The following is a 23,686-nucleotide window of genomic DNA, read 5'->3' as shown; positions in this document are numbered from 1 at the left end:
TTCACTTAACAGTGAAAAATCGTTTTGAAATGAACGATTATTACACAAATTCAGTTGTTCAGGAAGCAAATGCTTTGATGAAATCTCAAAGTGAACTTAAGAAAATGTACATTTCTACGAAAGAAGAGCAAATCAAATCCGTCAAAAAGAAAATCAAATCGACAAAAAGTAGAGTAACCACTCTAACAAAAATCAAACACTCGTTCATCAAAGAAAAACCATCCTTCAATAAAACCTCTCGTGAACAACAAAAAGGAAACTTTTTTGTTGTGGAATTCAAAAAGAAAACGGATATTTACTATCATGCATATCAATTTGAACATCACTATTTAGATGCCCAAATAAAAGCTCTTAAGAATCGATTAGGTCGATTAGAATTCCGTTTAGATCGACTTCAAAAACAACTTAAAACGTTAAAAAATAGTGAAAAAAGTGTGGTTTTTGGTGGCAAAAAACTGTTCAAAGGACAGCACAACTTACATCATTATCGGAATAATCATAAACTGTGGGTAGAGGATTGGGAACAATCTCGCCCTTTAATGGAGTAACATACTTGAGTATTACAACTTCGATAAGAACATAAAAAGAAAAATCCTGTTTAATTAATACAGGATTTTGATTAAACTTTATTACAAGTAATCAATCTTTTTTATAAACAATCAGACTTTATTATAAATTATCGAACTTTATTTCAAAGCCACACTATATGCCTTTCAAGGTTTTTTAGTAATTTAAAAAGTTTTAAGGTTAAAAAATTTTCACATTTGAATCAAAAACTCATGAGTGAGGTCTACCAATTAAAAGGACAGGCTGAGCAACAAACAATTGCTTATCTAACTTTCAAAAAGAACCAAGAAGAGGCTCGAAAACGACAAGCAGAAATTGAAGCGGAAATCGAAGCAAGGAAAAGGGCAGAAGCAGAATTTGCCTATCCGTGTTTTCCGCTTCTATCACCATGTTTTGTTTCGGTGCTACTTAAACAAATGTGAACAGTTACTGCTCTGTTTTCTGAAAAATCCATAAAGCTACTTGTAAGATCAAAGCATCTTTGAAACTCCTAGGATCATAACCTGTTTCTTCTGTGATTTTATTCAAGCGATAGATTAACGTATTTCGATGCACATATAGATTATCAGCGGTTTTTTGGATGTTTAGATTATGATGAAAGAAAGACTCTAATGTTTTTGCTTTATTGTCATCAAAATTTTTCAATACACGATGAGAAAAACGATCCGCCAAACCTTGATCAACTTGATAGATTAAAGCTTTTGCTTCGATTTGCTCAAATGAAACAAAGTCTTTTTCGCTCTCACTTATTTTTAAGGTGATTTCACATTCTTTGTAGGATTGTTTGAAATTCTTAAGGCTTTGAAAGGGAATACTGTAGGCCATCCGAAATACCATATGTAAATGCTTCAATAATTTATATGCATTGTTTATTTTCAGATCAATTTCTTTCTCCTCTAATCCGTAAACAGCTATAAAGATTTGGTTAACATGAATAAATCCAACGATGACATGATTTTCGCCAATGACTTCCTCTAATTTTTGAATGAGTGTTCGATTTGGAATAGACTGCTCTGTTATTTGGATGATAACGGTTGAAAAAGGTGCCATTAGCTTTAAATTAAGCAAGCTCAGACTTTGATTAATGCTTGTCATAGAAGGATCGCTTTTTAATAACTGATCAATGACCATCTCTTTTGTTCGTTGCTTCCATTCCATCTGCGAAGCCATGAATTCCTGTTGAATCATTAGTTCTGTCGTCATTTTTACGAGTTCTCCAATGCTTCCCATTTCATCGGGATCCCCAGTAATACCAATGACGCCGATAATTTGCTCTTGAAATATAATTGGAAGATTGACCCCTGGCTGAGCACCTTCCCATGTTTCATTTTCTTCAGATTTAATAATCAGTGTTTTCCTGCTTTTAAGAACTTCGATTGCTCCTTCATGAACTGAACCTATACGAGATTTATCTTTTGTTGCGATAATGATCCCGTTCATATTCATGATGTTAACGTTACGATGGAGACGTGACGATGTCTCTTTTACAATTTCACTTGCAATTTTATCTGTTAGCATCTTCATATCTCCTTTCCTAATTTGGTTAAACCGTACAAAAAATAGGGTGTTTTTGTCATATATATTTATATGGTATAACCATATACAAATTAAGTCAAAATTCTTATAATTTAGATTAAATAAATGAAAACGCTTTCCTAGGAGGTTGTTATGAAAATTATCATAGCGCCAGATTCCTTTAAAGGGAGTCTAAGTGCGATAGAAGCAGCAAATGCCATAAACAAAGGAATTAAAAACGCATTTAAGGAAGCAGAAACCGTATTACTTCCTGTAGGTGATGGTGGGGAAGGAACGATGGAAACGTTGGTAGCCACAACAGGGGGAACGATACGAACGTTAACTGTTACAGGACCATTAGGCAATCAAGTCGAAGCAGTATACGGCATATTGGGGGATGATCAAACATGTGTGATTGAAATGGCTTCTGCATCAGGACTACACTTGGTTCCTGAAGGAAAGCTGTCTCCTCTAAAAGCAACAACGTATGGCACCGGGCAATTAATTAAACAGGCACTTGATGAGGGATTTACTTCCTTTATTATTGGGCTGGGTGGCTCGGCGACAAATGATGGGGGAGCGGGAATGCTTCAGGCACTAGGGCTACAAATTTTGGATGAAACAGAGAATGAAGTCGGCCACGGCGGTGGTGAATTAAACAAAATTAAGAGAATTGCCTTTCATACTTTTGATAAGAGAATAAAAGATTGTTCATTTATCATTGCTTCTGATGTTCAAAATCCGATGGTTGGGCTTGATGGAGCTGCTCATATTTTCGGACCTCAAAAAGGTGCTACAGCATCAGATGTGGAGCTGTTGGACAGAAATCTCACTAATTGGGCAAATGAGATTGAAAAAGCAACTGGAATAAAGCTTCATGATCGACCAGGTGCAGGTGCAGCTGGTGGCATTGGAGGGGCATTTCAAGCGTTCTTTCCTGTTGAAGTGAAACGTGGAATTGATGTAGTAATCGAATACATTAAATTGGATGATGAATTACAGAATGCTGATCTTGTCATTACAGGAGAAGGAAGTGTTGACCATCAAACCGTTTTCGGAAAAACCCCTATGGGAGTGGCTCAAGCGGCCAATCAACGCAATGTCCCAACGATTTTAATCGCAGGATCTGTCGGGAAGGGGATTGAGGCATTATATGATTTTGGTGTTGTCAGCGTAAACAGTATTATAAATAGTCCAATGACTTTAAAAGAAGCAATAGAAAATGCAGAAGAACTACTAGAATCAAGTGCAGAACAAGTTATTCGTTCTTATTTCTACCAAAGTGTAAAAGAAAAAGGGAGGTCGTTAACTTGAGAATTAAAGACACTATCGAAAAGGTACCAGGAGGAATGATGGTTGTTCCCCTTTTGCTGGGGGCTGCTCTAAATACAATTGATCAATTACATATCCCAGTCGTCATGAATGTTTTGAAAGCACTCGGTACAGCGCCGACTGATGACGGTTATTATGAATTTTTAAGAATTGGTGGATTCTCTCAGGAATTATTTAAAGATAGTGCTCTCGTTCTCATCGCCTTATTTTTATTTTGTGTAGGTAGTCAGATGAATTTAAAAGTAGGCGGAGTTGCTTTGAAAAAAGGTGTTTTACTTACTAGTTCAAAGTATTTGGCTGGTCTGACAGTTGGTATGTCGTTCGGATTTTTCTTTGATCCATGGAGTGGAATTTTCGGACTGTCTACACTAGCCATTATTGCAGGCATGACGAATAGTAATAGTGGAATGTATGCGGCACTAACTGGACAATATGGTAATCGATCTGATGTAGGTGGTTTGTCTATTCTCGCGATTAATGATGGACCTTTCTTAACACTTGTATCTTTAGGGATGCTGGGAACTGCTTTTCCATTGATTGCATTCATAGCCGTATTATTACCAATTGGTATTGGAATGCTTTTAGGAAATCTTGATCCGAAAATACGTGAGTTCTTGAAGCCGGGTGAATCGTTGACAATCCCTTTTTTCGCATTTTCATTAGGAGCTGGAATGAATTTAGCTAACTTCTTTAATCCTGCTGTTCTTGCAGGCGGGTTAACACTTGCAATCCTTACATTTGTTCTTAGTGGTGGATTTGGTATTCTCGTTTTTAAATTATTTAAAGAAAAAAGTTACATTGCTCCGATTTCAGAAGCATCAACAGCAGGAAATGCAGCCGCAACACCTGCAGCAATCGCAGCGGCAGCTTCCGTAGCAGTTGGTTCTGGTGCTATGACAGCAGCGGAATTCGAAGCGATACAGAACATTGTTCCAATTGCTACGGCACAAATTTCCGTATCAACCATTACAACGTCCCTACTATGTCCACTTGGCGTTATTTTGATGGATAAGTATCAACGGAGAAAAGGTATTGATGGTACAAAAGAAGATCTCGGACTAAAGGGAATAGAGGGTACAACAGATACAAAACAAGCAGCAAGTAACTAATAGGTCGTTTACTCCTTTACAGTTCAGATGTGATAAATAACATTTTATTTTAGTAAAAAGGAGCGGTATGCAGCATGAAAACAGAACTACTGTATGGAAAAAAAGGGATTTCAGTAGAAGTACCGGATCATTCATTTATTATCGAACCAAAAAACTTACCTAAATTACCAAATCATGAAGAGGCGATTCGCCAGGCCTTAAGAAATCCAATTGGTGCTCCTCCATTAAAAGAATCGGTAAAATCGACGGACACTGTCGCAATTGTCATTAGTGATATCACAAGACCGACACCAAATCATATTTTAGTCCCTTTATTAATCGAAGAATTAAATCACGTTCCTTTAGAAAATTTTGTGATTATCAATGGAACAGGGACACACCGTGATCAAACGAGAGAAGAGTTTGTCCAAATGCTTGGTGAATGGGTCGTAGAGAATATTCGGATTGTCAATAATCAATGTCACAATAAAGAATCCCTTGTAAACGTAGGGAAAAGTAGATTTGGATGTGACGTTTATCTCAATAAAGAGTATGTAGAAGCAGATTTTCGTATCGTCACAGGCTTTATTGAGCCACACTTTTTTGCAGGATTTTCCGGAGGGCCAAAGGGAATAATGCCTGGCGTAGCTGGACTTGAAACGATTATGACGTTTCATAATGCAAGAATGATAGGGGATCCTCTTGCTACGTGGGGGAATATGATTAACAACCCTGTACAGGATATGACGCGTGAAATAAATGGTATGTGCAAACCTGATTTCATGTTAAATGTGACGCTAAATCGTGAAAAAGAAATTACCGCTATTTTTGCAGGAGAGCTTTATGCAGCGCATGACAAAGGCTGTGCGTTTGTTAAAGAACATACAATGATTCATTGTGATGAGCGATTTGATGTCGTCATCGCTTCAAACTCAGGATATCCGCTTGATCAAAATCTCTATCAAGCAGTAAAGGGAATGAGTGCGTCCCATAAAATTGTCAAAGAGGGAGGGGCTATTATTATTGCCTCTGAATGTTCAGATGGTTTACCTGATCATGGGAACTATTCAAAAATCTTTGAAATGGCTAATACTCCTCAAGAATTACTGGATATTATTAACAACCCTGAGTTTAAAATGTTTGACCAATGGCAAGTACAAAAACAAGCAGTTATCCAAGTTTGGGCAGATGTTTATGTGTATTCGAAACTGACAAATGAACAAGTTGAAGGAGCGATGTTGAAACCAACTCATAACATCGAGCAGACGATAGAAGAGCTAAAGGGGAAATATGGTAAAGATATGACAGTAGCTGTTCTGCCTTTAGGTCCATTATCGATACCTTATGTTGAAGAAAGTGAACTTGTTGAATTATAAAAAGCACGACATTTTGAGGAGGAAAATATGCACAAGCTAACTGAAAAAAATCAGCTTCTTGGTGAGATACTTTCTGGAATGAATCGCGTGATTGTTGCCTTTTCTGGTGGGGTAGATAGTACACTGGTCTTAAAAAGAGCTCAACAGGAGCTGGGCTCTTCCAATGTTCTTGCAGTGATCGTTGCATCAGAATTATTCCGTAATGAAGAATTTGATCGTGCTGTTGAACTTGCAGAAAAAATGGGCATAAAGGTTTATCAAACCGAAATAAAGGAATTAGAAGATGAAAGAATTACGGAGAATATTCCTGATAGCTGGTATTACAGTAAGAAGCTGCTTTATTCTCATGTCAATCTGCTCGCTAAAGAACTTGGTTATAAGTATGTTCTGGATGGAATGATCATGGATGATATGGAAGATTTTCGCCCTGGCATGAAAGCTAGAACAGAAGCAGGAGTTCGGAGCGTGTTACAGGAAGCTAACTTTTACAAACAGGAGGTTCGTAAGCTTGCCAAGGAGCTTGAGCTTCCAGTCTGGAATAAACCGGCATCATGCAGTCTTGCATCCAGAATCCCATATGGAACGAAACTAGATAAACATAATATTGAACAAGTCGATCAAGCAGAAAAATTCATGACAAAGCTTGGATTCAATATGGTACGTGTTCGCTATCACGGTGAGGTTGCTCGTATTGAGGTAGCTAAAGAGGAAATTGCTGATTTACTAGATCATCGAGATCAAATAAATTTAAAACTAACATCACTCGGCTTTAAATATGTGTCAGTCGATCTGCTCGGTTACCGAACAGGCAGCATGAATGAAGTATTGACAGAGGATGCTATGAAAGTAGAATTTGGTTGATTAGTAACGAAAGTTCTACACATATATATAAAACGAATCCAATTTATTTAAAGGGGATTCGTTTTTTTCTTGTGTGTTGGTTAGTATTTCATGAGGTTTTATAGGCTTATTAAACTCTCAATCAATGAGCTTTTTTTACAATTGCAGTTTCTGAGGCTGCTAAAACTAACTTGAAAAATTATGAATAAGTAGACTAAAGAAAAAAGTGGGGAATACTCAATTATTAACAAAATTTATATATAATTGAAGATGTATTCTCGAAGTAAAGAATAGAAGAAACTTTTTAAAGGGTAGTTAAAGTAGAACCTAATTATTATAGATCAGAAGTTGATAAATGTCGCAGTTCGCAGATAATACGAATTTGAAAAAAAGCGAAAGAACAATTCAATCGCTTTAAAGTAATACCACTATTTAAATGCATTTGATGAAAACACTTTTTCGTACAAAAACTGAGAACCGTATAAAATAAAAGTCTTGATTAAAAATATTAGTGATAATTGAATTTTTGGAAGCCTTACTAAAGTGACGTAACCTATTTTTTTTAACCAATCCATTCCCAAAAAGGTAAAAAGGGAGTCAATTATAATATTGGTCAGTAGGTATAGATTAAATTTTCCGTAGGTGAATTTTAAGACCCAAAGAGACCCAACAAAAAACGGACCTATTATTAATGGCAATTCTCCCAATACATTAGGTTTTATGTTAAAAGGAAACCACCACCATTTTTTCTTTTCAGCAAGTCTCCCTTCAGCAATTAAATATAAAACCAAAGTAAGTGATGATGGAAGGAATCTTTTGAATGTTTTTAGTCCAAGTAAAGGTATTGAAAACCAAGGTAAACATGTCATTAATATAATAAACATTTTATTTTTTTTCATTTAATACTACCTTCCTTTATTTTAATACCTTTATCTTTGCTTATTTTGGTAATTCTATGTATTATTTGCTTTAATTAAAAGGCTGTTTTAGTAAACTTTGTTGTTTTTAAACTTACTTGATTTCTAATTCAGTTATTCGGAATGATGTATTGTCCATCATCACGATTTATTGTCTGAACTTGAGATTTTTTGGCCAAACTCAAGGTTTTATTGTCTGGTTTTGAATTTTATTGTCCGAAATCACCAAGGTATCGACCAACCCTCAATTTTCGACACATTTTCCGCCCCACTTTGTAACAGCTGTTCATCCTTTTATGTTTAAAAACAACAATCTCTTAGAAAAGAGCCTTTGGAAAAAAGGCTGGAAAAGGTAGGGGATTGCTACAATAATCACTAAAATTGTACGAATCACTTAAAACCCTCCTTTGTTTTTATTTAATTTCCTCAATAGTACAACTCAAACATCCAAATACCAATGACGTATTAAAAGTTGTATTCCTTGAGTATCTCTCTTGTAATCAAATCATAGCCTTTTTTGTTAGGGTGAAGTGAATCGCTGAAATACTTTCTCTTTAATTTATTCTTAAAAATATCGTTCGTTGAGATAAAGTGTACATTCGCAAATCGACTGATAGTCTGTTTACTTGCATAGTTCCATTCCCTTACCACATTCCCAATATCGTTCACAGAAGGATAAGGATTATAAAGTCCTAAGAAAAGAATTGGTGCATTCGGATTTTTATCCCGAATAATTTCTAAAATCTTTTCTAAATTTTTTTGGTAGTCCGCTTTTCCAATCTGTAGCCTTGTATCATGGATAGTGCTTAAATTACCTCCGTTACTTTTTATTAAATCATTTGTACCGATAAATACGATAAAGTAATCTGCCTTATCTAACTCTTCAAAAACTGTAGGTTTTTTAATTTGTTGTAGCAGTCCGTCTGATTTTTGGCCGGGAATACCATGGTTTTGAACAGTGACTTTCCCCTTATAATGTTTATTAAAAAGCCATTGAAGATTATCTACATACCCTTCACCGGAACGATCGCCATATCCATATGTTAAAGAATCTCCTAAAGCGATGATCTGTTTTTCTGGTGTATTTGATGACAACTCCCAATTCTCTTTGTTATATACAAAAACCATTACTAATGTTAGAAGGAGTAGCAAACCGGCTCCATAAAAGAAAATTCGTTTCATATTAACCTCCTAAATCTATTGAAACTATTAGGTATGTATTCCCGATTTGATTTTAGATAAATTTTCAAATATTTTGGAGGAAGTATAAAAAATCTCAAAATCTGGGTTTTTACCAGGTAAATCAAACCTCAAAAACGAAAAAACACTGCCCTTGCTGTGAATTAGTTGGTCCTTTCAGAATAACAAGGAAAACGATGAGGTAATTTATCCCACCTTAACGGGCAGTAAAACTCTGACTTCAAGATTCGAGAGGAGCAAAGAAGATAAGTGGGAGGTAACTGCCCGTAAAGATCCGAATCTTCGAAAAGCAAAAAAAGCAGAATAGGAACGACTCGGTTTTGACATTTCTGGATGAATGGAGAAATCCTTACATTAATTTTGAAGAGGGAAAGAAAAAGAAGTAAATAGGATGAAAAAAAGTCTAAAGAGGGTATAGATAAAAGAAGAAACGGTTTTAAAAAAGGAGAGGAGACTGAACATGAACATTCAAAAGGACGAAAATACATTTTATATTGGCGAGCGAGACGATAAAAAAGCGGAATTGCATTTTGAAGAAAAGGGAGATAGGTTAATTGTCGACCATACTTTCGTGTCAGATGAATTACGCGGACAAGGTGTAGCTGGGAAGTTGGTTGAGAAAGTCGTCCAGTTTGCACGAACGGAAGGGAAAAAGATCCTTCCAACATGTTCATATGCAAAAGAGAAGATGAAAAAAACGAAAGAATATCACGACGTGTTAGAATTTTAAGAGTGAGGCCAACCTGTAAGGACTAGTCGTTATAAGAAAAAAGAGGTGGAGAAAATGAAATATGTGATTATTGGTGGAGAAGCAGCAGGGATGAGTGCAGCAATGCAAATTGTTCGTAATACGGAAGATGCTGAAATTGTTACTCTTGAGAAAGGAGGGATTTATTCATATGGGCAGTGTGGACTTCCATATGTGATAAGTGGAATGATTTCTTCAACAGATGAGCTCATCGCTCGAAGCGTAGAGACCTTCCGACAAAAATATGGGATTGATGCACATTTATATTGTGAAGTGAGAAGTATTGATCCAGAAGAAAAAAAGGTCTATGGAATTCATACGAAAACAGGTAAAGCATTCTGTCATTCCTATGATAAATTGTTGATTGCAACAGGAGCGAGTCCCAACTTACCAGAGTGGGAAGGGATCGAACTCGAACATGTTCATGTATTAAAAACGATTCCGGACACACACCGTATTTTAGATAGTCTAAAAAAAGAAATAAACGATGTAACGATCGTAGGCGGAGGCTATATTGGTCTTGAGATGGCTGAGAATTTCCATAAGCTAGGGAAACATGTCCGAATTATCCAACGAGGGAAACAGCTTGCTTCACTTTTTGATGAAGATATGGCAGAGCATATTCATAAAGAAGCGCAAGATAAGGGAATTGAAGTCATTTTAGAGGAAGATGTGAAGAAAATAGCTGGGCAAACAGCGGTAGAGGCGATTGAAACAGACAAGAGGCGTTATGAGACGGACTTAGTGCTAGTTTCAACTGGAGTACATCCGAATACAAGCTTTCTGAAAGGTACCGATATCCGTTTAAGTGTTAAAGGGGCTATTGAAGTGAACCGTTATATGGAAACGAACGTGAAAGACATTTATGCTGCAGGGGATTGTGCTGTACAATACCATCGGATTAAAGAGCATGACGATTACGTTCCTCTTGGCACAACAGCCAATAAACAGGGACGGATTGCTGGTTTAAATATGGCTGGTAATGGAGTAGCATTTGCAGGAATTGTCGGCTCTTCAATTATTCAGTTTATGGATCTATCACTTGGAAAAACAGGATTGTCTGAAAAAGAAGCCCAAGTTCTTCAGTTTCCATTTCAAACAATTTCGCTAGAAGTGAAAAATCATGCTGGTTATTACCCAGGAGCAAGCCCGCTTTATATCAAACTGATTTATCGAAAAGATAATGATCTGCTTCTCGGCGGACAAATTATCGGAAAAAACGGTGTTGACAAGCGTATTGATGTCTTAGCAACCGCTCTTTTCCATAAAATGACCATCACCGAGCTTGACGATTTAGATCTTAGCTATGCCCCTCCTTATAACAGTCCGTGGGATCCAATCCAACAAGCGGCTCGAAGGCACAAGTAAATACTGTACTACTCTATATTACTAAAAAGATTCAATGTGAGTTAAGGTTAATTTATAGCACGCATAGACGTTTATCTCATAACCATTTAAAAGGAAATATCAACGATTTCTATGTTAAACGATACTCAGGAAATTCCATATAACTAAGATTAACTAAATATGGACTAAGTATTAAAAGAGCGCTGATCTTCAGCGTTTTTTTAATACTGTCTATTCACAGCAATGAGTATATCATGAACATTATTGACCGCTTCAGCGAGGAATAAGAGAATGTCTTTCGTTTTTATGACTACCCTTTCTCAATAGCATTGGGAGTAATGCAGCGAAAAGAGACTGGTGATGATAAAACGATCGATGTATTAACATTTCCATAAGGGGTTAGCCGATCGATCAGTTTACTTAAATGCTCCATTCCTGTAACAGCAGCTTTCAGTAAATAGCTAGTAGCACCGGTTAACCGATGACATTCGATGATATCAGAGTCTTGCATAATCCATTTCTCGAATTCTGTATAAGAAGATGTTTTGAGTTCACTTAGCTGAATAAAAACGATGACATCCCGTCCAATTGCTTTAGGACATACGCGTGCACTAAATCCTTCAATAATCCCCTTCTCTTGCAGCCGGTTTAAACGCTCGGTAACACTCGGACGACTAAGGGATAAATTCTTCGACAATTCACTTATTGTCATGCGCCCATCTGTTTGAAGAAGTTCAAGAAGACGAATATCTAATTGATCCATTGTATATTCTCCTTTTTAAAATGAAGTTAAATATGTAAAAACTTATGCAAAATGTAATGTGTATTACTTGAAATTCATGCAATTTGCTATGTTCTTCGATTCAATTATACCTTATTATTAATACTATAAACAGAATTTTCGCAATAATTGAACAAGCGAAAAATCAAGTTGGCAACCTAGGATTAAAGCAACATGCACTGTATGAATTTCTATGAAACATTTTACTAGTAAAGGAGGAAGGAAATGAGAAGAGGGATGCAAGTGGGAGATACTGCTGTTGTAACGGCAGTAGTAACACTTGAAATGTTTGCTCAGTTTGAGGGGGAAGTTGTCCATCCGGCTTATTCAACTGTTTCCATGGTTTATCATATGGAGTGGGCATCCAGGAAAATTATTTTGCCATATTTAGAGGAAGAAGAAGAAGGAATCGGCGGAGCTGTATCCGTCAAACATATTGCACCGACGGCAGAAGGTTCCATTGTAACGGTTGCTGCCACTGTAACAGCTATTCAAGATAATGTAATTGTGACCAAAGTGGAGGCGCGAAACGAAGAGATGGTCATTGGAGTAGGGGAAGTCAAACAAGTCATTTTACTGAAAAAGGAAATCGAAAAGAAGCTTCGTCAGTCGATCCGTCAACAATAAAAAATGATTTTGTTTTTCTTTCTTTTGAAAGCGGTTTCTTATGTAGACATAGTCATAATGGGGGTATAGCGATGAATGTGATAAAACAATCTGTACAGGCAAAGGAAATAGTTTTAGAAAAAGTGCATGAACATGAGCAAATCGTTTTTTGCAATGATCCGGCAACAGGTCTGCAAGCGATTATTGCCATTCATAATACAACACTCGGCCCGGCATTAGGAGGCTGTCGTATGCGTCCATATCGTACGATGGATGAGGCATTAGAAGATGTACTGCGTCTATCGAAAGGGATGACATATAAATGTGCAGCTGCCGATGTAGACTTCGGAGGAGGAAAAGCGGTCATCATCGGTGATCCTGCAACGGACAAAACACCGGCTATGTTTAGAGCTTTCGGTCAGTTTGTTGATTCGTTAAACGGCCGTTTTTATACAGGTACAGATATGGGGACTTCAATCGATGACTTCATTCATGCTTCAAAAGAAACGAACTGCATCGTCGGAATTCCTGAAGCGTACGGAGGCAGCGGTGATTCATCAGTTCCGACTGCGCTTGGAGTCATATATGGCATAAAAGCAACGAATAAAGTCGTGTTTGGCACGGATGATTTGTCTGGAAAAGCGTACGCCATTCAAGGTCTTGGAAAAGTAGGATTTAAAGTAGCCGAACAGCTTCTTGAATCAGGAGGAGACTTGTACGTAACGGATATTAATGAAAAAGCGATTCAAGCGATTCAAGAACGTGCGAAACAATTGGGTAGCATCGTGCGTGTAGTAAGCGGTGATGAAGTGTATTCAGTGAATGCGGATGTATTTGTTCCATGTGCGTTCGGTGGAATCATCAACGATGATACGCTAGACATGTTAAAGGTAAAAGCGATAGCAGGATCGGCTAATAATCAGCTTTTAACTGAGAAACATGGAGAAGTGCTAAAGAACAAAGGCGTTGTTTACGCACCCGATTATATCGTGAATGGGGGAGGCCTCATTCAAGTAGCGGATGAGTTATACGGCTATAACAAAGAACGTGTTTTAACGAAAACAAAGTCGATTTACACATCATTATTGGAAGTTTACCAGCAGGCAGAATTAGATGACATCACAACTGTTCAAGCAGCGAACCGACTTTGTGAAAAGCGCATGGAAGACCGCAAAAAAACAAAATAGCTTTTTCACTCATACAAAGCGCCCTAAATGGGATGTTCGTAAATAAGAAAAGCGAAGGCGACTGTTCAATCTTGAGAGACATTGGAGCCGCAGTTGGACAACAAGAAAAGGATCAAAATGTAAATTAATAAAGATTGCCTTGCTAACGGCTAATTGAGCCAACCGTCTGTTAGAGCAGAATAATCGAATGAGGTGATGAGATGACAACGAAATTTCCAATCTTGCAAATCGTCGATGAAAGCGGCGAGTTAATAAACGAACAGTATAAAGAACAAATAACAGAAGAGCTTGTCAAAACATTCTACTATAACATGGTTCGCATTCGTACCTTTGATCGAAAAGCGATTAGTTTGCAGCGTCAAGGAAGACTTGGGACATATGCGCCGTTTGAGGGTCAGGAAGCCTCTCAAGTTGGAAGTGCACTGGCGCTTGAAAAAGATGACTGGGTGTTCCCTACATATCGTGACCACGGTGCTACGTTAACGTTTGGGGCCAACATGGCTCGTACGTATTTATATTGGAATGGTCGTGTAGAAGGATGTGTACCTGAAGAAGGAAAAAAGATATTCCCTCCTGCCGTTCCAATTGCTACTCAAATCCCACATGCAGCAGGGGCTGCGATGGCGGAAAAAAGAAAAGGGACAAAAAATGCAGCGATTGCTTATTTTGGTGACGGAGCCACTTCAGAGGGCGATTTCCATGAAGGCTTGAATTTTGCCAGTGTGTTTCAAGCGCCGGCTATCTTCTTTAATCAAAATAACGGCTTTGCGATTTCAGTGCCGATTGAAAAGCAAATGAATTCTGAAACGATTGCACAAAAAGCAGTCGCTTATGATATGCCAGGTATCCGTGTTGATGGAAACGATATATTTGCCGTGTATTTTCAAACAAAGGAAGGACTTGACCGCGCCCGTAATGGAGAAGGCCCAACTTTAATTGAAGCCATGACATGGAGATACGGTGCCCATACAACGGCAGATGATCCGACTAAATATCGCAATCAGTCTGACAGTGACGAAATCCGTGAGATTCGCGATCCTCTCCTTCGTGTAGAACGTTACATGAAATTAAATGGCTTCTGGGATGAAGAGTGGGTAGAGAAGATCAAAGAGGAAATCACGAATGAAGTGGAACAGGCTGTCAAAGACATGGAAAGCTTCCCGAAACCGAATGTCAATGACCTGTTCGATCATGTATTCGAGACACCGACTTGGACAATTGCGAAACAAAAAGAGCAGTATCTTCAATTACTCGGAGGTGAAGGTTGATGGTCATGAGTGTAGAACAACCAAAGGCAGGTTCTGAGACAAAAACAAATCAATTAATGCTTATACAAGCGGTGACAGATGGTTTACGAACGATGTTACAAGGAGATGAAAGCGTTATCTTGCTTGGGGAGGATATTGGGAAAAACGGCGGAGTATTCCGTGCGACAGATGGGTTGCAGGAACAATTTGGCGAAGACCGTGTCATTGATACGCCGCTAAGTGAAGCGGGGATTATCGGGACCTCCATCGGAATGGCGGTCAATGGATTTAAACCGGTAGTCGAGATGCAGTTTTTTGGGTTTATCTATCCGGCTTATGAACAAATTATGACGCACGTATCGCGCATTCGCATGCGGACAATGGGACATTTCACCGTTCCGATGGTCATCCGCGCTCCATACGGGGCAGGTATTCGGGCTCCGGAAGTTCACTCAGACAGCGTGGAAGCATTGTTTACCCATATGCCTGGCATTAAAGTGGTCTGTCCGTCTTCTGCTTATGATGCAAAAGGACTTATGATTGCAGCAATTGAAGATCCAGACCCGGTCTTATTTTTAGAGCCTTTGAGAATTTACCGTGCCAACCGTGAAGAAGTACCGGAAAGAAAATATACGGTTGAAATCGGCAAAGGGAAAAAGCTGAAAGATGGGGAGGATGTGACGATTATTGTATGGGGGGCAATGGTGCAGGTAGCCATGAAAGTAGCCGAACAGGCAGAAAAACGAGGCATCACATGCGATGTGATTGATTTACGTACCCTGTATCCGATTGATAAAGATATCATCGCTGAATCCGTCCAAAAAACAGGGCGTGCGGTGATTGTTCATGAAGCTCATGAAACAGGAGGAGTGGGGAATGATATTGTTTCCATCATTAATGATACATCGTTTCTATACTTGAAATCGCCGATTGAGCGTGTAACAGGCTTTGATGTTCCGGTTCCACTCTTTGCGCTGGAGGATCACTATTTACCGACACCTCAGCGAGTTTATCAAGCAATCGAAAAAGTTGTGCATTTCTAGGAGGGGAAAACATTGGTTGAAGTAAAACTTCATGATATCGGCGAAGGAATGACCGAAGGAGAAATTATTCATTATTTCGTTAAGGTTGGAGATACAGTTAAGGCAGACGAGCCTCTTGTAGAAGTACAAACAGATAAAATGGTGGCGGAGCTTCCTGCTCCAGCTTCAGGAAAAGTAAAAGATATTATCATCGATCGAGGAACAACGGTATCTGTTGGCACAACGCTTCTTGTGTTGGAAGCGGAAGGAGGGGGGGCAGCAGAACCGGCAATCGAAAAGAAACGGGAAGAAGCCGCTCCTAAACAAGCAGAGGTGCAGGCACTACAACCGCAGCAAACCGCTTCGGCTGTGCAAAAAGGTGAAAAGAAATTCATCATTGCGGCGCCTTCCACGAGAAGAATCGCGCGCGAGTTTCGTGTAGATATTAACGAAATTACAGGTACGGGCAAAATAGGGCGAATCACAGTAGAAGACGTCTACAACTTTGTCAAAAAACGAGACGGGCTGCAAAGTTCCAAAGAAGAAAATGCTGTTTCTGTGGAAGTGCCTGAACAAAAGGCAGAAATGAAGCAGGACGTTCAAAAGCAGGAAGTAAGAGAAGGCACCAAACCGCAAGCGGACGAAGAGTTTATTCCATTCAGAGGCCGCCGTAAGCAAATTGCGAAGAAGATGACTCAGTCTCTTTTCACCATTCCACATGTGACTCATTTTGAAGAAATCGATTTGACGGAATTGCTCGTATATCGAAAAGATTTGAAAGAAATGGACATTAATGTGTCGGCTGTCGCTTTCTTTATTAAAGCGATTACGGTTGCGTTAAAACAATTTCCTGTGTTTAATGCAAAGCTTGATGAGGAAAATGAAGTTATCCGCCTGGAAAAAGAATATAATATCGGGATTGCGACAGATACAGAAGACGGCTTAATCGTCCCTGTCATTCATCATGCAGATCAACTATCTGTCCGACAAATTCATGATAAACTAAAAGAATTAACGAAGAAAGCGCAAGAAGGCAAATTGGCACCGGCTGATATGAAAGGCGGTACGTTTACGATCAGCAACGTTGGACCGTTAGGAAGCATCGGAGCTACTCCAATTATCAATCATCCGGAAACAGGTTTAATTGCCTTCCATAAAACGAAGAAAATGGCTGTTGTCATGGAAAATGATGAAATTGCCGTTCGTTCTATTATGAACTTGTCAATGGCGTTTGACCACCGCGTTGCGGACGGTGCTACAGCTGTTGCCTTTACGAACCGCTTTAAACAATTGATTGAAAACCCAAAGCTATGGCCAATTGAACTAGCATAATTGCTTCATTCACGTAACCCATGCAGCATGGGCAAACACTGCTCATGTTGCATGGGTTGCCATAAACAGAATGTATAAGCGCTTACCGAAAAAGGCTTCCCGGTTGAATAATAGTAGCTGTTTAATTGTTGAAAACAGTATAATAAGAATTCGGCAAATACAATCTTTTTGATCGATAGAGCTAAGGAGGAATAAGTAATGGGATCAAATCATGCATCACTTCAAAAAAACCTGTTGCCGCGGCATATAAGTTTGATGGCAATGGGGGGAGCGATCGGTACCGGAATTTTTAAGGGGAGTGCTGAAACCGTATCGTTAGCAGGACCGGGAGTTATTTTCGCTTATACATTCGCAGGGCTATTACTTCTTGTCGTCATGGGAGCTATAGCGGAAATGGCGATCGTCTATCCGAACACAAATATGAAAGGCTTTATTCAAAAAGCATTCGGCAGCCGTGTTTCCTTTGTTGTAGGCTGGATGTATTGCTTCATGTGGCTGGCTGTGTGCATCATTGAGGTAGTCGTGGCAGGATTCTTCTTGCAATATTGGCTTCCAAATATTCCGCTTTGGGTATTAAGCTTAAGCTGTGCAGCTTTAGTCATCGGAATCAACATGATGAATGTTAAAAACTACGGGGAATTTGAATTTTGGTTTGCCGGAATTAAAATTGCCATGATCATGGTATTTATCGTCTTGGGAGCAGCTATTTTATTTGGAATTATCCCAAGCAGCGAATCAAACTATCTGCAAAACTATACAGATCATGGAGGGTTTTTCCCGAATGGGTGGATGTCTATTTTCTCGGCACTATTAATTGTTATGTTTTCGTACGGAGGCTCTGAACTAATAGGAGTAACCGTAACAGAAGCAAAAGATGCGGAACGTGTGTTACCTAAGGTTATTAAAAGCTTTATCGGAAGAATTGTCCTATTCTACACGCTGCCAATCCTCATTATCTGCGGTTTAATTCCTTGGAATGAGCTAAGCGATCAGTCAAGTCCGTTTGTCCAAGTATTATCAATGGCCGGTCTGCAGGGAGCAGCTCACATTATGAACTTTATTTTAATTACAGCGGTTTTATCTGCAGCTAACTCTGGGATATATGGTTGTACGCGGATGCTGCATTCTTTAGCAACAGGAGGAGAAGCTCCAAAGTCTTTTGGCTATGTATCAAAAAGCGGTGTACCACTTTACAGCATAATGTTTAGTGCCGTTATATTGTTCGGCGGATCCCTGTTCGCCTTGGTTGACCAGGATAGGGTATTTACTTTATTGATGGCGATTCCTGGTTTTGTCGTATCATTAGTATGGATCAGTATTTGTTTAGCGCAACTTAAGCTTCGCAAATCTTATCCGAAAGAGCCAAGCTTTAAATTATGGGGCTTTCCATATATAACAGGATTAACAGCAGTTGCGTTAAGCGTTATTTCCGTCGTATTCGTATTTAATGAACAGAATCGCGTGAGTATCATTGCTTGTCTTGTTGTTGTAGCTGTGTTAATTGTGATTTCCATTTTTAAATTTAGAAATGTAGATGAAAAGGATACAAATGTAAAAGAAAAGGATGTAATATAGCCTGATCTAAAGCTATGGAGTTGTTTTTTTATGGAAATTTATATCACAATCAAACTATTATAACCAGTGGTTTTTGATTACCTCTAATCAATGATTATGGTATCCAACCTCTTTAATTGCTCATAGTTAGCTTTATGTTAATTAACTTTTGATACCATTTTGTAACTTAAATACCAATATATTGAAATGTCCCTGTTATATTAAATTGTTAATATAGGATTACAATTTAATATAAGGGAGACTGATCAAATGAAAAAAATGCTCATTACCATTGTGACTGCAACATTTCTGGTATTTGGTTTTTCCGAAGTTTCATTGGCTGCTAGTACATATCAAGTAAAAAAGGGTGATTCATTGTGGAAAATTGCTAATATACATAAAATATCAGTTAATCAGCTTAAAACTTGGAATAATTTAGATAATGATTTAATTAAACCAAATCAAGTGTTAAAGGTACAGAACACAACAAGTACAGTTAAACAGGCTTCAACTACAAAGACGGCTTCTTCTGAAACGATCACAGTAAAGGCTACAGCATTCACGGCGAATTGCGAAGGATGCAGTGGCATTACAGCAACCGGGATAGATTTAAAGAAAAACCCTTCTGCTAAAGTCATTGCAGTAGATCCGAAAGTCATCCCACTTGGCACAAAGGTTCACGTAGAAGGTTACGGTGAAGCAATTGCTGGTGATAAAGGAGGCGCTATTAAAGGAAATAAAATTGACGTATTCATTTCATCAAAACAAAAAGCCATTAATTGGGGTGTAAAGACAGTAAAAGTAAAAGTTTACGAGTAATATAAAAGAATGTTCCAAAAGCATAGCTTTTGGGGCGTTTTTTTTGGTGTAAAAGGATGAAAAATTGCAGTATTGGTGGGAATTTCCTCTAATGATCTTAATGTGGCTTTAAAATAGAGTTATGATAATTTAAAACAAAATCCGATAATTTACAAAAAGTTTGATTAAATTCCTGTATTAGATTTAACAGATTTATCCTTTCTTTATTACAACGGTTCATTAACGACGCCTTCTCGTACAGAAGAAGTAAAATGGATTATGTTTGAGCAACCGATTGAAATGTGAAAAGAACAAATTGAATCATTCCAGCAAATATTTCCTGAGAACCATTGTCCTGTTCAGCTTTTAAACGAACGCGGAATTATTAAGAACTAAGTAGAAAGCTATTTATAATGAAGAAAGACGAAACAAGTTAAAAGAGAACATCGGTATTATAGAATAGCTATATTCTGAAAAGGTTGATCATTATCAATGGCGTGTCGTTAAACAAACGTCACTGATTTAGGTGAAAAGAAGAAATTATTTAATGTCCTTAACAGAGACTTAACAGAGGCTTAACAATTCTTAATACAGATTGTCCAATTTAGTAATAAAATTTTGTTAAATTAAAACTAGGTTGGATAGCACGAGTGGCTATTATGGTATTTAGCGAAGGAGGGGCTAAATACTTTTTAAAATGACTTTTAAATAGTGGGAGGGGAGAATAATGATGAAAAATAATCAAGAAATTGGTTCACTTTTATTAAGAATCATATTAGGTTTTACATTCTTTATGCATGGACTAGATAAATTCCAAGGTGGTATTGAAAATTTTGCTGCTGGTTTCCCATCCATGGGATTGCCAAGCTTTTTGGCATACTTCGTTGCATTCATTGAATTAGTTGGCGGAATTTCTTTAATTCTAGGTATTGGTACAAGAATCTTTTCCGGTTTAATTACTTGCATAATGATTGGAGCAATTATGCTTGTTAAATTAAGAGATGGTTTCTTAGGCGGGTATGAATTTGACGTTGTTTTAATGATCATTGCTCTACATCTCGTGTTAAACGGTAGCTATTTATTATCCGTAGATTCAAAACTATTGCAACTAAAATCGGCATCTTCTCGAAAAGCCCATGAGGAATCCCTTGTAAATGAGAGAACATCTTAATCTTCTAGAATTAAAAAATGGCCTGTTTATAACGAAAATGTTATATCAGAAAAAATAGGTAAGATTATTAGGAAAAAGGGAGATAAGTATGATGCTCACCATATAATTGAAAATACTTTTGGAGGGGAAAATGAATGGTGGAATATGCATCCGGCAAAATTCCCAAGTGAGCATCAAGCTGGTATTCATGAAACAGGTTCACCGGACAATGCACTATTTAAAGAAGGTAAAAAATAATGAGCTATAATTTTATTAAAATAAATCAAGAAAATAGTTTTTATCCAGTGACTGAAAGCGAAATAGAAGAAGTTGAGAAGGAACTCGATATAAAAATTCCTAAGGAGTTAGTTAATTTTTATCTAGAAGTTGGCTACGGGTTTATAAAAGGATCAGAGTTTAATATTAATCGTATAATGGACCCATATTCAATAAGAGACTTTCGATTGAGAATTAATGATTTTGAATTTTATCCCGATATAGAAATCTATGATGAATTTGAGAATAACAAATTAATATTTTTTGAAGGCAGTGAATCCGCTTTAATGTCAATAGAAATGAATGAAAATAATGAGTGTCCAATTTACTATTATGATATTCAAATTGCAACTTCTCTTGAAGAATTTTTGAAAAAAATAGAGGGGAATGACAAATATTACTTAGATTTGCTAGTGGACTAAAAGACATTAATAATACTCATCCCTTGATTGGCTTTATGCTGGTCAAGGTTTTTTTGTTTAATGACATATTATAGTTAAAGGGAGAAATATAAGGAAAATAATCATAAAAGAAATAAAGAAATTATGAAAAGGAAAACATACATGACGTATTTATAAAATTCATACCTTGTTATATCAAGGGTTCATTTGATTTTTCTAGGTGCGGAAGTTGAGTTAAATAAGTATAGTTACATTAGATAATAATAACTTTTTTACGAAAGGAGTTAATTACATGGAAAAAGAACACTATGAACAATTGGAGAAAAGAGTACAGCAATTAGAAAAAGAAGTTCAATTATTAAAGCAACGGCTGGGAAGCAAGAGTGAAATTCTTCTCGAGTCAAAAACAGTAAGTGAACCTAAATTACCATATGAAAATAGAAAAAAAGAAACACTTCATGAAGAGACAATACCTATGAGTCCGTCACCGGTTAAGGAAAAGGAACCGGTAGATTGGGAGAATCTCATTGGACGGGTGTGGTTGCCGAGAATTTTTGTTTTCGTCCTATTACTGGGATTAATATGGGGGTTCAAGGTTGCGGTGGATTATGGTGTATTAACAGAACCGATTCGGGTCGCATTAGGTTTTGGAGTTGCGTTTGGCTTGTACTTTTTAGGAGAAAAACAAATTAAAGGTGCCAGACAGTCGTTGGGGAAGTCATTGTTAGTTGGTGCGATAGGAATCTTAATATTGACCACTTTTGCAATGAATGTCCTATATGGTATGGCTCCGACTATTGTAGCCTTTGGCTTAAATATGATTTGGGTAGGAATCGGATTATTTTTAGCTAATCGTCATCATTCACAAGTAATGGCAATTTTAATGGCGTTCATTGGATATTTAATTCCATTTTTAGTAGCGGGTTCGGGAAATGTTCATGCAGCCGTCATATATGAAATTGTCTTTTATGCAACGTTGGTTTCCTATGCTATCTATAAAGAGTTCAAAGGATTATTTTATGTTGCAACGAGTTTGCTTCATGTTGTTTATATCATTTTTATGATTGGGACTTTGATGAATTATGATAATAATTTAGTCAACCTAATGGCTATGGGTGCTGTTATTCAACATGTAATCATTTTTTATTCTGTCTATCAAGCTAAATTTAATAAGATGTTTCCTGTACCATTATTGTTTACTAGCTTTATAGTAACAACTTTTTGGGTGAAGGTAGGTACACTTCATAATGAATACCAATATGTCATTTACCTGATCGTTGTATCTATTGGGTATGGTTTAGTGGTTTATCTTAATAAGAATAAGCTAAGAAAGGATCTTATTTCTGTTGCATTATCGATTACAACATTCGGCGTATTTTTGTTATTATTACAAGCTTTTAGTGATGACGGAAATGTTTTAATCGCTTCATTTTTATTTGAAGGTGTCATTGCCATTTATCTTGGTTGTCGTTTCCAAGTGGTGTTTCAAAAGCTTTCAGGAGCGCTCGTCTATATAGCTGGGACGCTTATGATTATGTTTACTTATATTTACGAGATTGTAAGTTTAGAAACCTTTATTTGGATCTTTTTTATAATCTCTTTATACTTTCTCATTTATTTAGCAAAGATCTATTATGAAAAAAATGAAGTCGTTCAAGTAGCGATTACTTTTGGGACAATACTAGGACACTTACTGTTTTTTATTCGTTTGCCAAAGTATGGAGCTGTGTTTAGTTTAGAGCTCCTAGCTATGCTTGTAACTGTTTTTTCTCTTTTTATGGTATATGTATGGACAAAAGGAAGTTATGCGACAAACAAAGCGGTTAAAACAATTGTGATAGGGATTAATGCATTTATACAGTTGGTGGTCTTAACAGATCTAGTTCGTTTCAATACGAATGATTTTTCATACAATATTACGATGATGTCTATATCTTTTTCTTGGGCATTATACGCAGCGATATGTGTCATTGCAGGTGTATTCTATAATAAGAAAATCATTCGCTTGTTAGGTATAGGTCTACTAATACTAACTCTAGCTAAATTACTCTTAGTCGATTTAATATATGTAACCATTGTTGTACGTGCCATTCTTTTTATTGGTTTAGGTGCGATTGGTATGTTGTTATCGCGATTATTGTATGTGAAGAAGAAATAGTTTCTGGAAGGATCGAATTTGTTAATAAACTACAAAAACAACATTTAGATAGTGAAACCTAAAATATATTTTAATGAAAAATAGCACCGTCTGCTAATTTGAGAGGGTGCTATTTTTTGAATCCTCAATAATAAAAGCTAAAATAAATATAATTAGAGCTAATGGAAAGATTAAGGAATGTTTCAGAGACAACACAGCTAAGGGTGAAAATAATATTGTGAATGAAATAATCATTTAGGCGTAA

Annotated in this window: 21 protein-coding genes and 3 pseudogenes; 20 read left to right on the top strand and 4 right to left on the bottom strand. The window is 37.3% G+C overall.

Annotated elements, in window-relative coordinates:
• Window positions 1–548 (top strand): annotated as a pseudogene (locus K9V48_RS17935) (hypothetical protein); the annotation flags it as partial.
• A 231-nt stretch (window positions 549–779) separates the two neighbouring features.
• The gene (locus tag K9V48_RS17930; protein ID WP_224140504.1) at window positions 780–989 is read left to right on the top strand and encodes a hypothetical protein; all 210 of its coding nucleotides are present in this window, start codon (window positions 780–782) and stop codon (window positions 987–989) included.
• Between the two features lie 4 nt (window positions 990–993).
• Here the strand turns inward: K9V48_RS17930 and K9V48_RS17925 are convergent, their stop codons facing one another.
• Window positions 994–2,085 carry a CdaR family transcriptional regulator gene (locus K9V48_RS17925; protein WP_224140502.1) on the bottom strand — a complete coding sequence of 364 codons (1,092 nt, stop codon included), beginning with the start codon at window positions 2,083–2,085 and terminating at the stop codon, window positions 994–996.
• Between the two features lie 150 nt (window positions 2,086–2,235).
• Between K9V48_RS17925 and K9V48_RS17920 the strand changes: the two genes are divergently transcribed.
• The 4 genes from K9V48_RS17920 to larE all read left to right on the top strand — a co-directional run bounded on the left by K9V48_RS17920 (window position 2,236) and on the right by larE (window position 6,739).
• On the top strand, window positions 2,236–3,396 hold the full coding sequence (locus tag K9V48_RS17920; RefSeq protein WP_224140501.1) for a glycerate kinase family protein: 1,161 nt from the start codon (window positions 2,236–2,238) through the stop codon (window positions 3,394–3,396).
• Complete coding sequence (locus K9V48_RS17915; protein WP_224140499.1) at window positions 3,393–4,523, top strand: 2-keto-3-deoxygluconate permease; 1,131 nt, start codon at window positions 3,393–3,395, stop codon at window positions 4,521–4,523. The genes K9V48_RS17920 and K9V48_RS17915 overlap by 4 nt, the downstream gene beginning before the upstream one ends.
• Before the next feature lie 74 nt (window positions 4,524–4,597).
• Window positions 4,598–5,878: a nickel-dependent lactate racemase gene (gene larA / locus K9V48_RS17910; RefSeq protein WP_224140497.1), complete on the top strand. Its 1,281-nt coding sequence runs from the start codon at window positions 4,598–4,600 to the stop codon at window positions 5,876–5,878.
• A 27-nt stretch (window positions 5,879–5,905) separates the two neighbouring features.
• Window positions 5,906–6,739, top strand: coding sequence for an ATP-dependent sacrificial sulfur transferase LarE (larE, locus tag K9V48_RS17905; RefSeq protein ID WP_224140495.1), 834 nt, complete (start codon window positions 5,906–5,908; stop codon window positions 6,737–6,739).
• Window positions 6,740–7,146: 407 nt separating this feature from the next.
• On the opposite strand, the gene K9V48_RS17900 is transcribed toward larE, so the two are convergent.
• Window positions 7,147–7,617, bottom strand: coding sequence for a hypothetical protein (locus tag K9V48_RS17900; protein ID WP_224140493.1), 471 nt, complete (start codon window positions 7,615–7,617; stop codon window positions 7,147–7,149).
• Window positions 7,618–8,100: 483 nt separating this feature from the next.
• Window positions 8,101–8,817 (bottom strand): DUF459 domain-containing protein, encoded by a 717-nt coding sequence (locus tag K9V48_RS17895; protein WP_224140492.1) that lies wholly within the window; start codon window positions 8,815–8,817, stop codon window positions 8,101–8,103.
• Window positions 8,818–9,295: 478 nt separating this feature from the next.
• Here K9V48_RS17895 and K9V48_RS17890 point away from each other — a divergent pair, with 478 nt between their 5' ends.
• Both K9V48_RS17890 and K9V48_RS17885 read left to right on the top strand, forming a co-directional pair.
• Entirely contained in the window at window positions 9,296–9,565 is a 270-nt protein-coding gene (locus K9V48_RS17890; protein WP_224140491.1) for a GNAT family N-acetyltransferase, read from the top strand.
• 54 nt (window positions 9,566–9,619) lie between these two features.
• On the top strand, window positions 9,620–10,951 hold the full coding sequence (locus K9V48_RS17885) for a CoA-disulfide reductase (RefSeq protein ID WP_224140490.1): 1,332 nt from the start codon (window positions 9,620–9,622) through the stop codon (window positions 10,949–10,951).
• A gap of 289 nt (window positions 10,952–11,240) precedes the next feature.
• Here K9V48_RS17885 and K9V48_RS17880 read toward each other — a convergent pair whose 3' ends face one another.
• Window positions 11,241–11,693 (bottom strand): Lrp/AsnC family transcriptional regulator, encoded by a 453-nt coding sequence (locus K9V48_RS17880; protein WP_224140489.1) that lies wholly within the window; start codon window positions 11,691–11,693, stop codon window positions 11,241–11,243.
• A gap of 243 nt (window positions 11,694–11,936) precedes the next feature.
• Here K9V48_RS17880 and K9V48_RS17875 point away from each other — a divergent pair, with 243 nt between their 5' ends.
• The 12 genes and pseudogenes from K9V48_RS17875 to K9V48_RS17820 all read left to right on the top strand — a co-directional run bounded on the left by K9V48_RS17875 (window position 11,937) and on the right by K9V48_RS17820 (window position 23,442).
• Window positions 11,937–12,338 carry a thioesterase family protein gene (locus tag K9V48_RS17875; protein ID WP_224140488.1) on the top strand — a complete coding sequence of 134 codons (402 nt, stop codon included), beginning with the start codon at window positions 11,937–11,939 and terminating at the stop codon, window positions 12,336–12,338.
• A gap of 71 nt (window positions 12,339–12,409) precedes the next feature.
• A pseudogene (locus tag K9V48_RS17870) lies at window positions 12,410–13,550 on the top strand (Leu/Phe/Val dehydrogenase).
• Window positions 13,551–13,704: 154 nt separating this feature from the next.
• Window positions 13,705–14,772, top strand: coding sequence for a pyruvate dehydrogenase (acetyl-transferring) E1 component subunit alpha (gene pdhA, locus K9V48_RS17865; protein ID WP_224140485.1), 1,068 nt, complete (start codon window positions 13,705–13,707; stop codon window positions 14,770–14,772).
• Window positions 14,772–15,794, top strand: coding sequence for an alpha-ketoacid dehydrogenase subunit beta (locus K9V48_RS17860; RefSeq protein WP_224140484.1), 1,023 nt, complete (start codon window positions 14,772–14,774; stop codon window positions 15,792–15,794). Before pdhA ends, K9V48_RS17860 begins: the two co-directional genes overlap by 1 nt.
• Before the next feature lie 12 nt (window positions 15,795–15,806).
• Window positions 15,807–17,105, top strand: coding sequence for a dihydrolipoamide acetyltransferase family protein (locus tag K9V48_RS17855; protein WP_224140482.1), 1,299 nt, complete (start codon window positions 15,807–15,809; stop codon window positions 17,103–17,105).
• Between the two features lie 198 nt (window positions 17,106–17,303).
• Window positions 17,304–18,680 carry an amino acid permease gene (locus K9V48_RS17850; RefSeq protein ID WP_224140481.1) on the top strand — a complete coding sequence of 459 codons (1,377 nt, stop codon included), beginning with the start codon at window positions 17,304–17,306 and terminating at the stop codon, window positions 18,678–18,680.
• Window positions 18,681–18,929: 249 nt separating this feature from the next.
• Window positions 18,930–19,478, top strand: coding sequence for a 3D domain-containing protein (locus K9V48_RS17845; RefSeq protein WP_224140480.1), 549 nt, complete (start codon window positions 18,930–18,932; stop codon window positions 19,476–19,478).
• A gap of 168 nt (window positions 19,479–19,646) precedes the next feature.
• Complete coding sequence (locus K9V48_RS29995) at window positions 19,647–19,763, top strand: carbonic anhydrase family protein (RefSeq protein WP_438803900.1); 117 nt, start codon at window positions 19,647–19,649, stop codon at window positions 19,761–19,763.
• Window positions 19,764–20,184: 421 nt separating this feature from the next.
• Complete coding sequence (locus K9V48_RS17835; RefSeq protein WP_438803899.1) at window positions 20,185–20,628, top strand: DoxX family protein; 444 nt, start codon at window positions 20,185–20,187, stop codon at window positions 20,626–20,628.
• 12 nt (window positions 20,629–20,640) lie between these two features.
• Window positions 20,641–20,865: pseudogene (locus K9V48_RS17830) on the top strand (LXG family T7SS effector ribonuclease toxin YxiD); the annotation flags it as partial.
• Entirely contained in the window at window positions 20,865–21,305 is a 441-nt protein-coding gene (locus K9V48_RS17825; protein ID WP_224140478.1) for an SMI1/KNR4 family protein, read from the top strand. The pseudogene K9V48_RS17830 and the gene K9V48_RS17825, both read left to right, overlap by 1 nt.
• A gap of 271 nt (window positions 21,306–21,576) precedes the next feature.
• Entirely contained in the window at window positions 21,577–23,442 is a 1,866-nt protein-coding gene (locus K9V48_RS17820) for a DUF2339 domain-containing protein (protein ID WP_224140477.1), read from the top strand.
• Window positions 23,443–23,686 lie beyond the last annotated feature (244 nt).

The organism is Metabacillus rhizolycopersici (assembly GCF_020075705.1).
The sequence above is the reverse complement of the archived record's forward strand: the minus strand, read 5'-3'. Positions and strand labels throughout refer to the sequence as shown.

Coding starts and splice junctions, on each gene's coding strand:
- K9V48_RS17850 (WP_224140481.1), top strand. CDS start 17,304: ATGGGATCAAATCATGCATCACTTCAAAAAAACCTGTTGCCGCGGCAT.
- K9V48_RS17825 (WP_224140478.1), top strand. CDS start 20,865: ATGAGCTATAATTTTATTAAAATAAATCAAGAAAATAGTTTTTATCCA.
- K9V48_RS17930 (WP_224140504.1), top strand. CDS start 780: ATGAGTGAGGTCTACCAATTAAAAGGACAGGCTGAGCAACAAACAATT.
- K9V48_RS17900 (WP_224140493.1), bottom strand. CDS start 7,617: ATGAAAAAAAATAAAATGTTTATTATATTAATGACATGTTTACCTTGG.
- K9V48_RS17880 (WP_224140489.1), bottom strand. CDS start 11,693: ATGGATCAATTAGATATTCGTCTTCTTGAACTTCTTCAAACAGATGGG.
- K9V48_RS17835 (WP_438803899.1), top strand. CDS start 20,185: ATGATGAAAAATAATCAAGAAATTGGTTCACTTTTATTAAGAATCATA.
- K9V48_RS17895 (WP_224140492.1), bottom strand. CDS start 8,817: ATGAAACGAATTTTCTTTTATGGAGCCGGTTTGCTACTCCTTCTAACA.
- K9V48_RS17875 (WP_224140488.1), top strand. CDS start 11,937: ATGAGAAGAGGGATGCAAGTGGGAGATACTGCTGTTGTAACGGCAGTA.
- K9V48_RS17920 (WP_224140501.1), top strand. CDS start 2,236: ATGAAAATTATCATAGCGCCAGATTCCTTTAAAGGGAGTCTAAGTGCG.
- K9V48_RS17860 (WP_224140484.1), top strand. CDS start 14,772: ATGGTCATGAGTGTAGAACAACCAAAGGCAGGTTCTGAGACAAAAACA.
- K9V48_RS17845 (WP_224140480.1), top strand. CDS start 18,930: ATGAAAAAAATGCTCATTACCATTGTGACTGCAACATTTCTGGTATTT.
- K9V48_RS17820 (WP_224140477.1), top strand. CDS start 21,577: ATGGAAAAAGAACACTATGAACAATTGGAGAAAAGAGTACAGCAATTA.
- K9V48_RS17885 (WP_224140490.1), top strand. CDS start 9,620: ATGAAATATGTGATTATTGGTGGAGAAGCAGCAGGGATGAGTGCAGCA.
- larA (WP_224140497.1), top strand. CDS start 4,598: ATGAAAACAGAACTACTGTATGGAAAAAAAGGGATTTCAGTAGAAGTA.
- pdhA (WP_224140485.1), top strand. CDS start 13,705: ATGACAACGAAATTTCCAATCTTGCAAATCGTCGATGAAAGCGGCGAG.
- K9V48_RS17890 (WP_224140491.1), top strand. CDS start 9,296: ATGAACATTCAAAAGGACGAAAATACATTTTATATTGGCGAGCGAGAC.
- larE (WP_224140495.1), top strand. CDS start 5,906: ATGCACAAGCTAACTGAAAAAAATCAGCTTCTTGGTGAGATACTTTCT.
- K9V48_RS17925 (WP_224140502.1), bottom strand. CDS start 2,085: ATGCTAACAGATAAAATTGCAAGTGAAATTGTAAAAGAGACATCGTCA.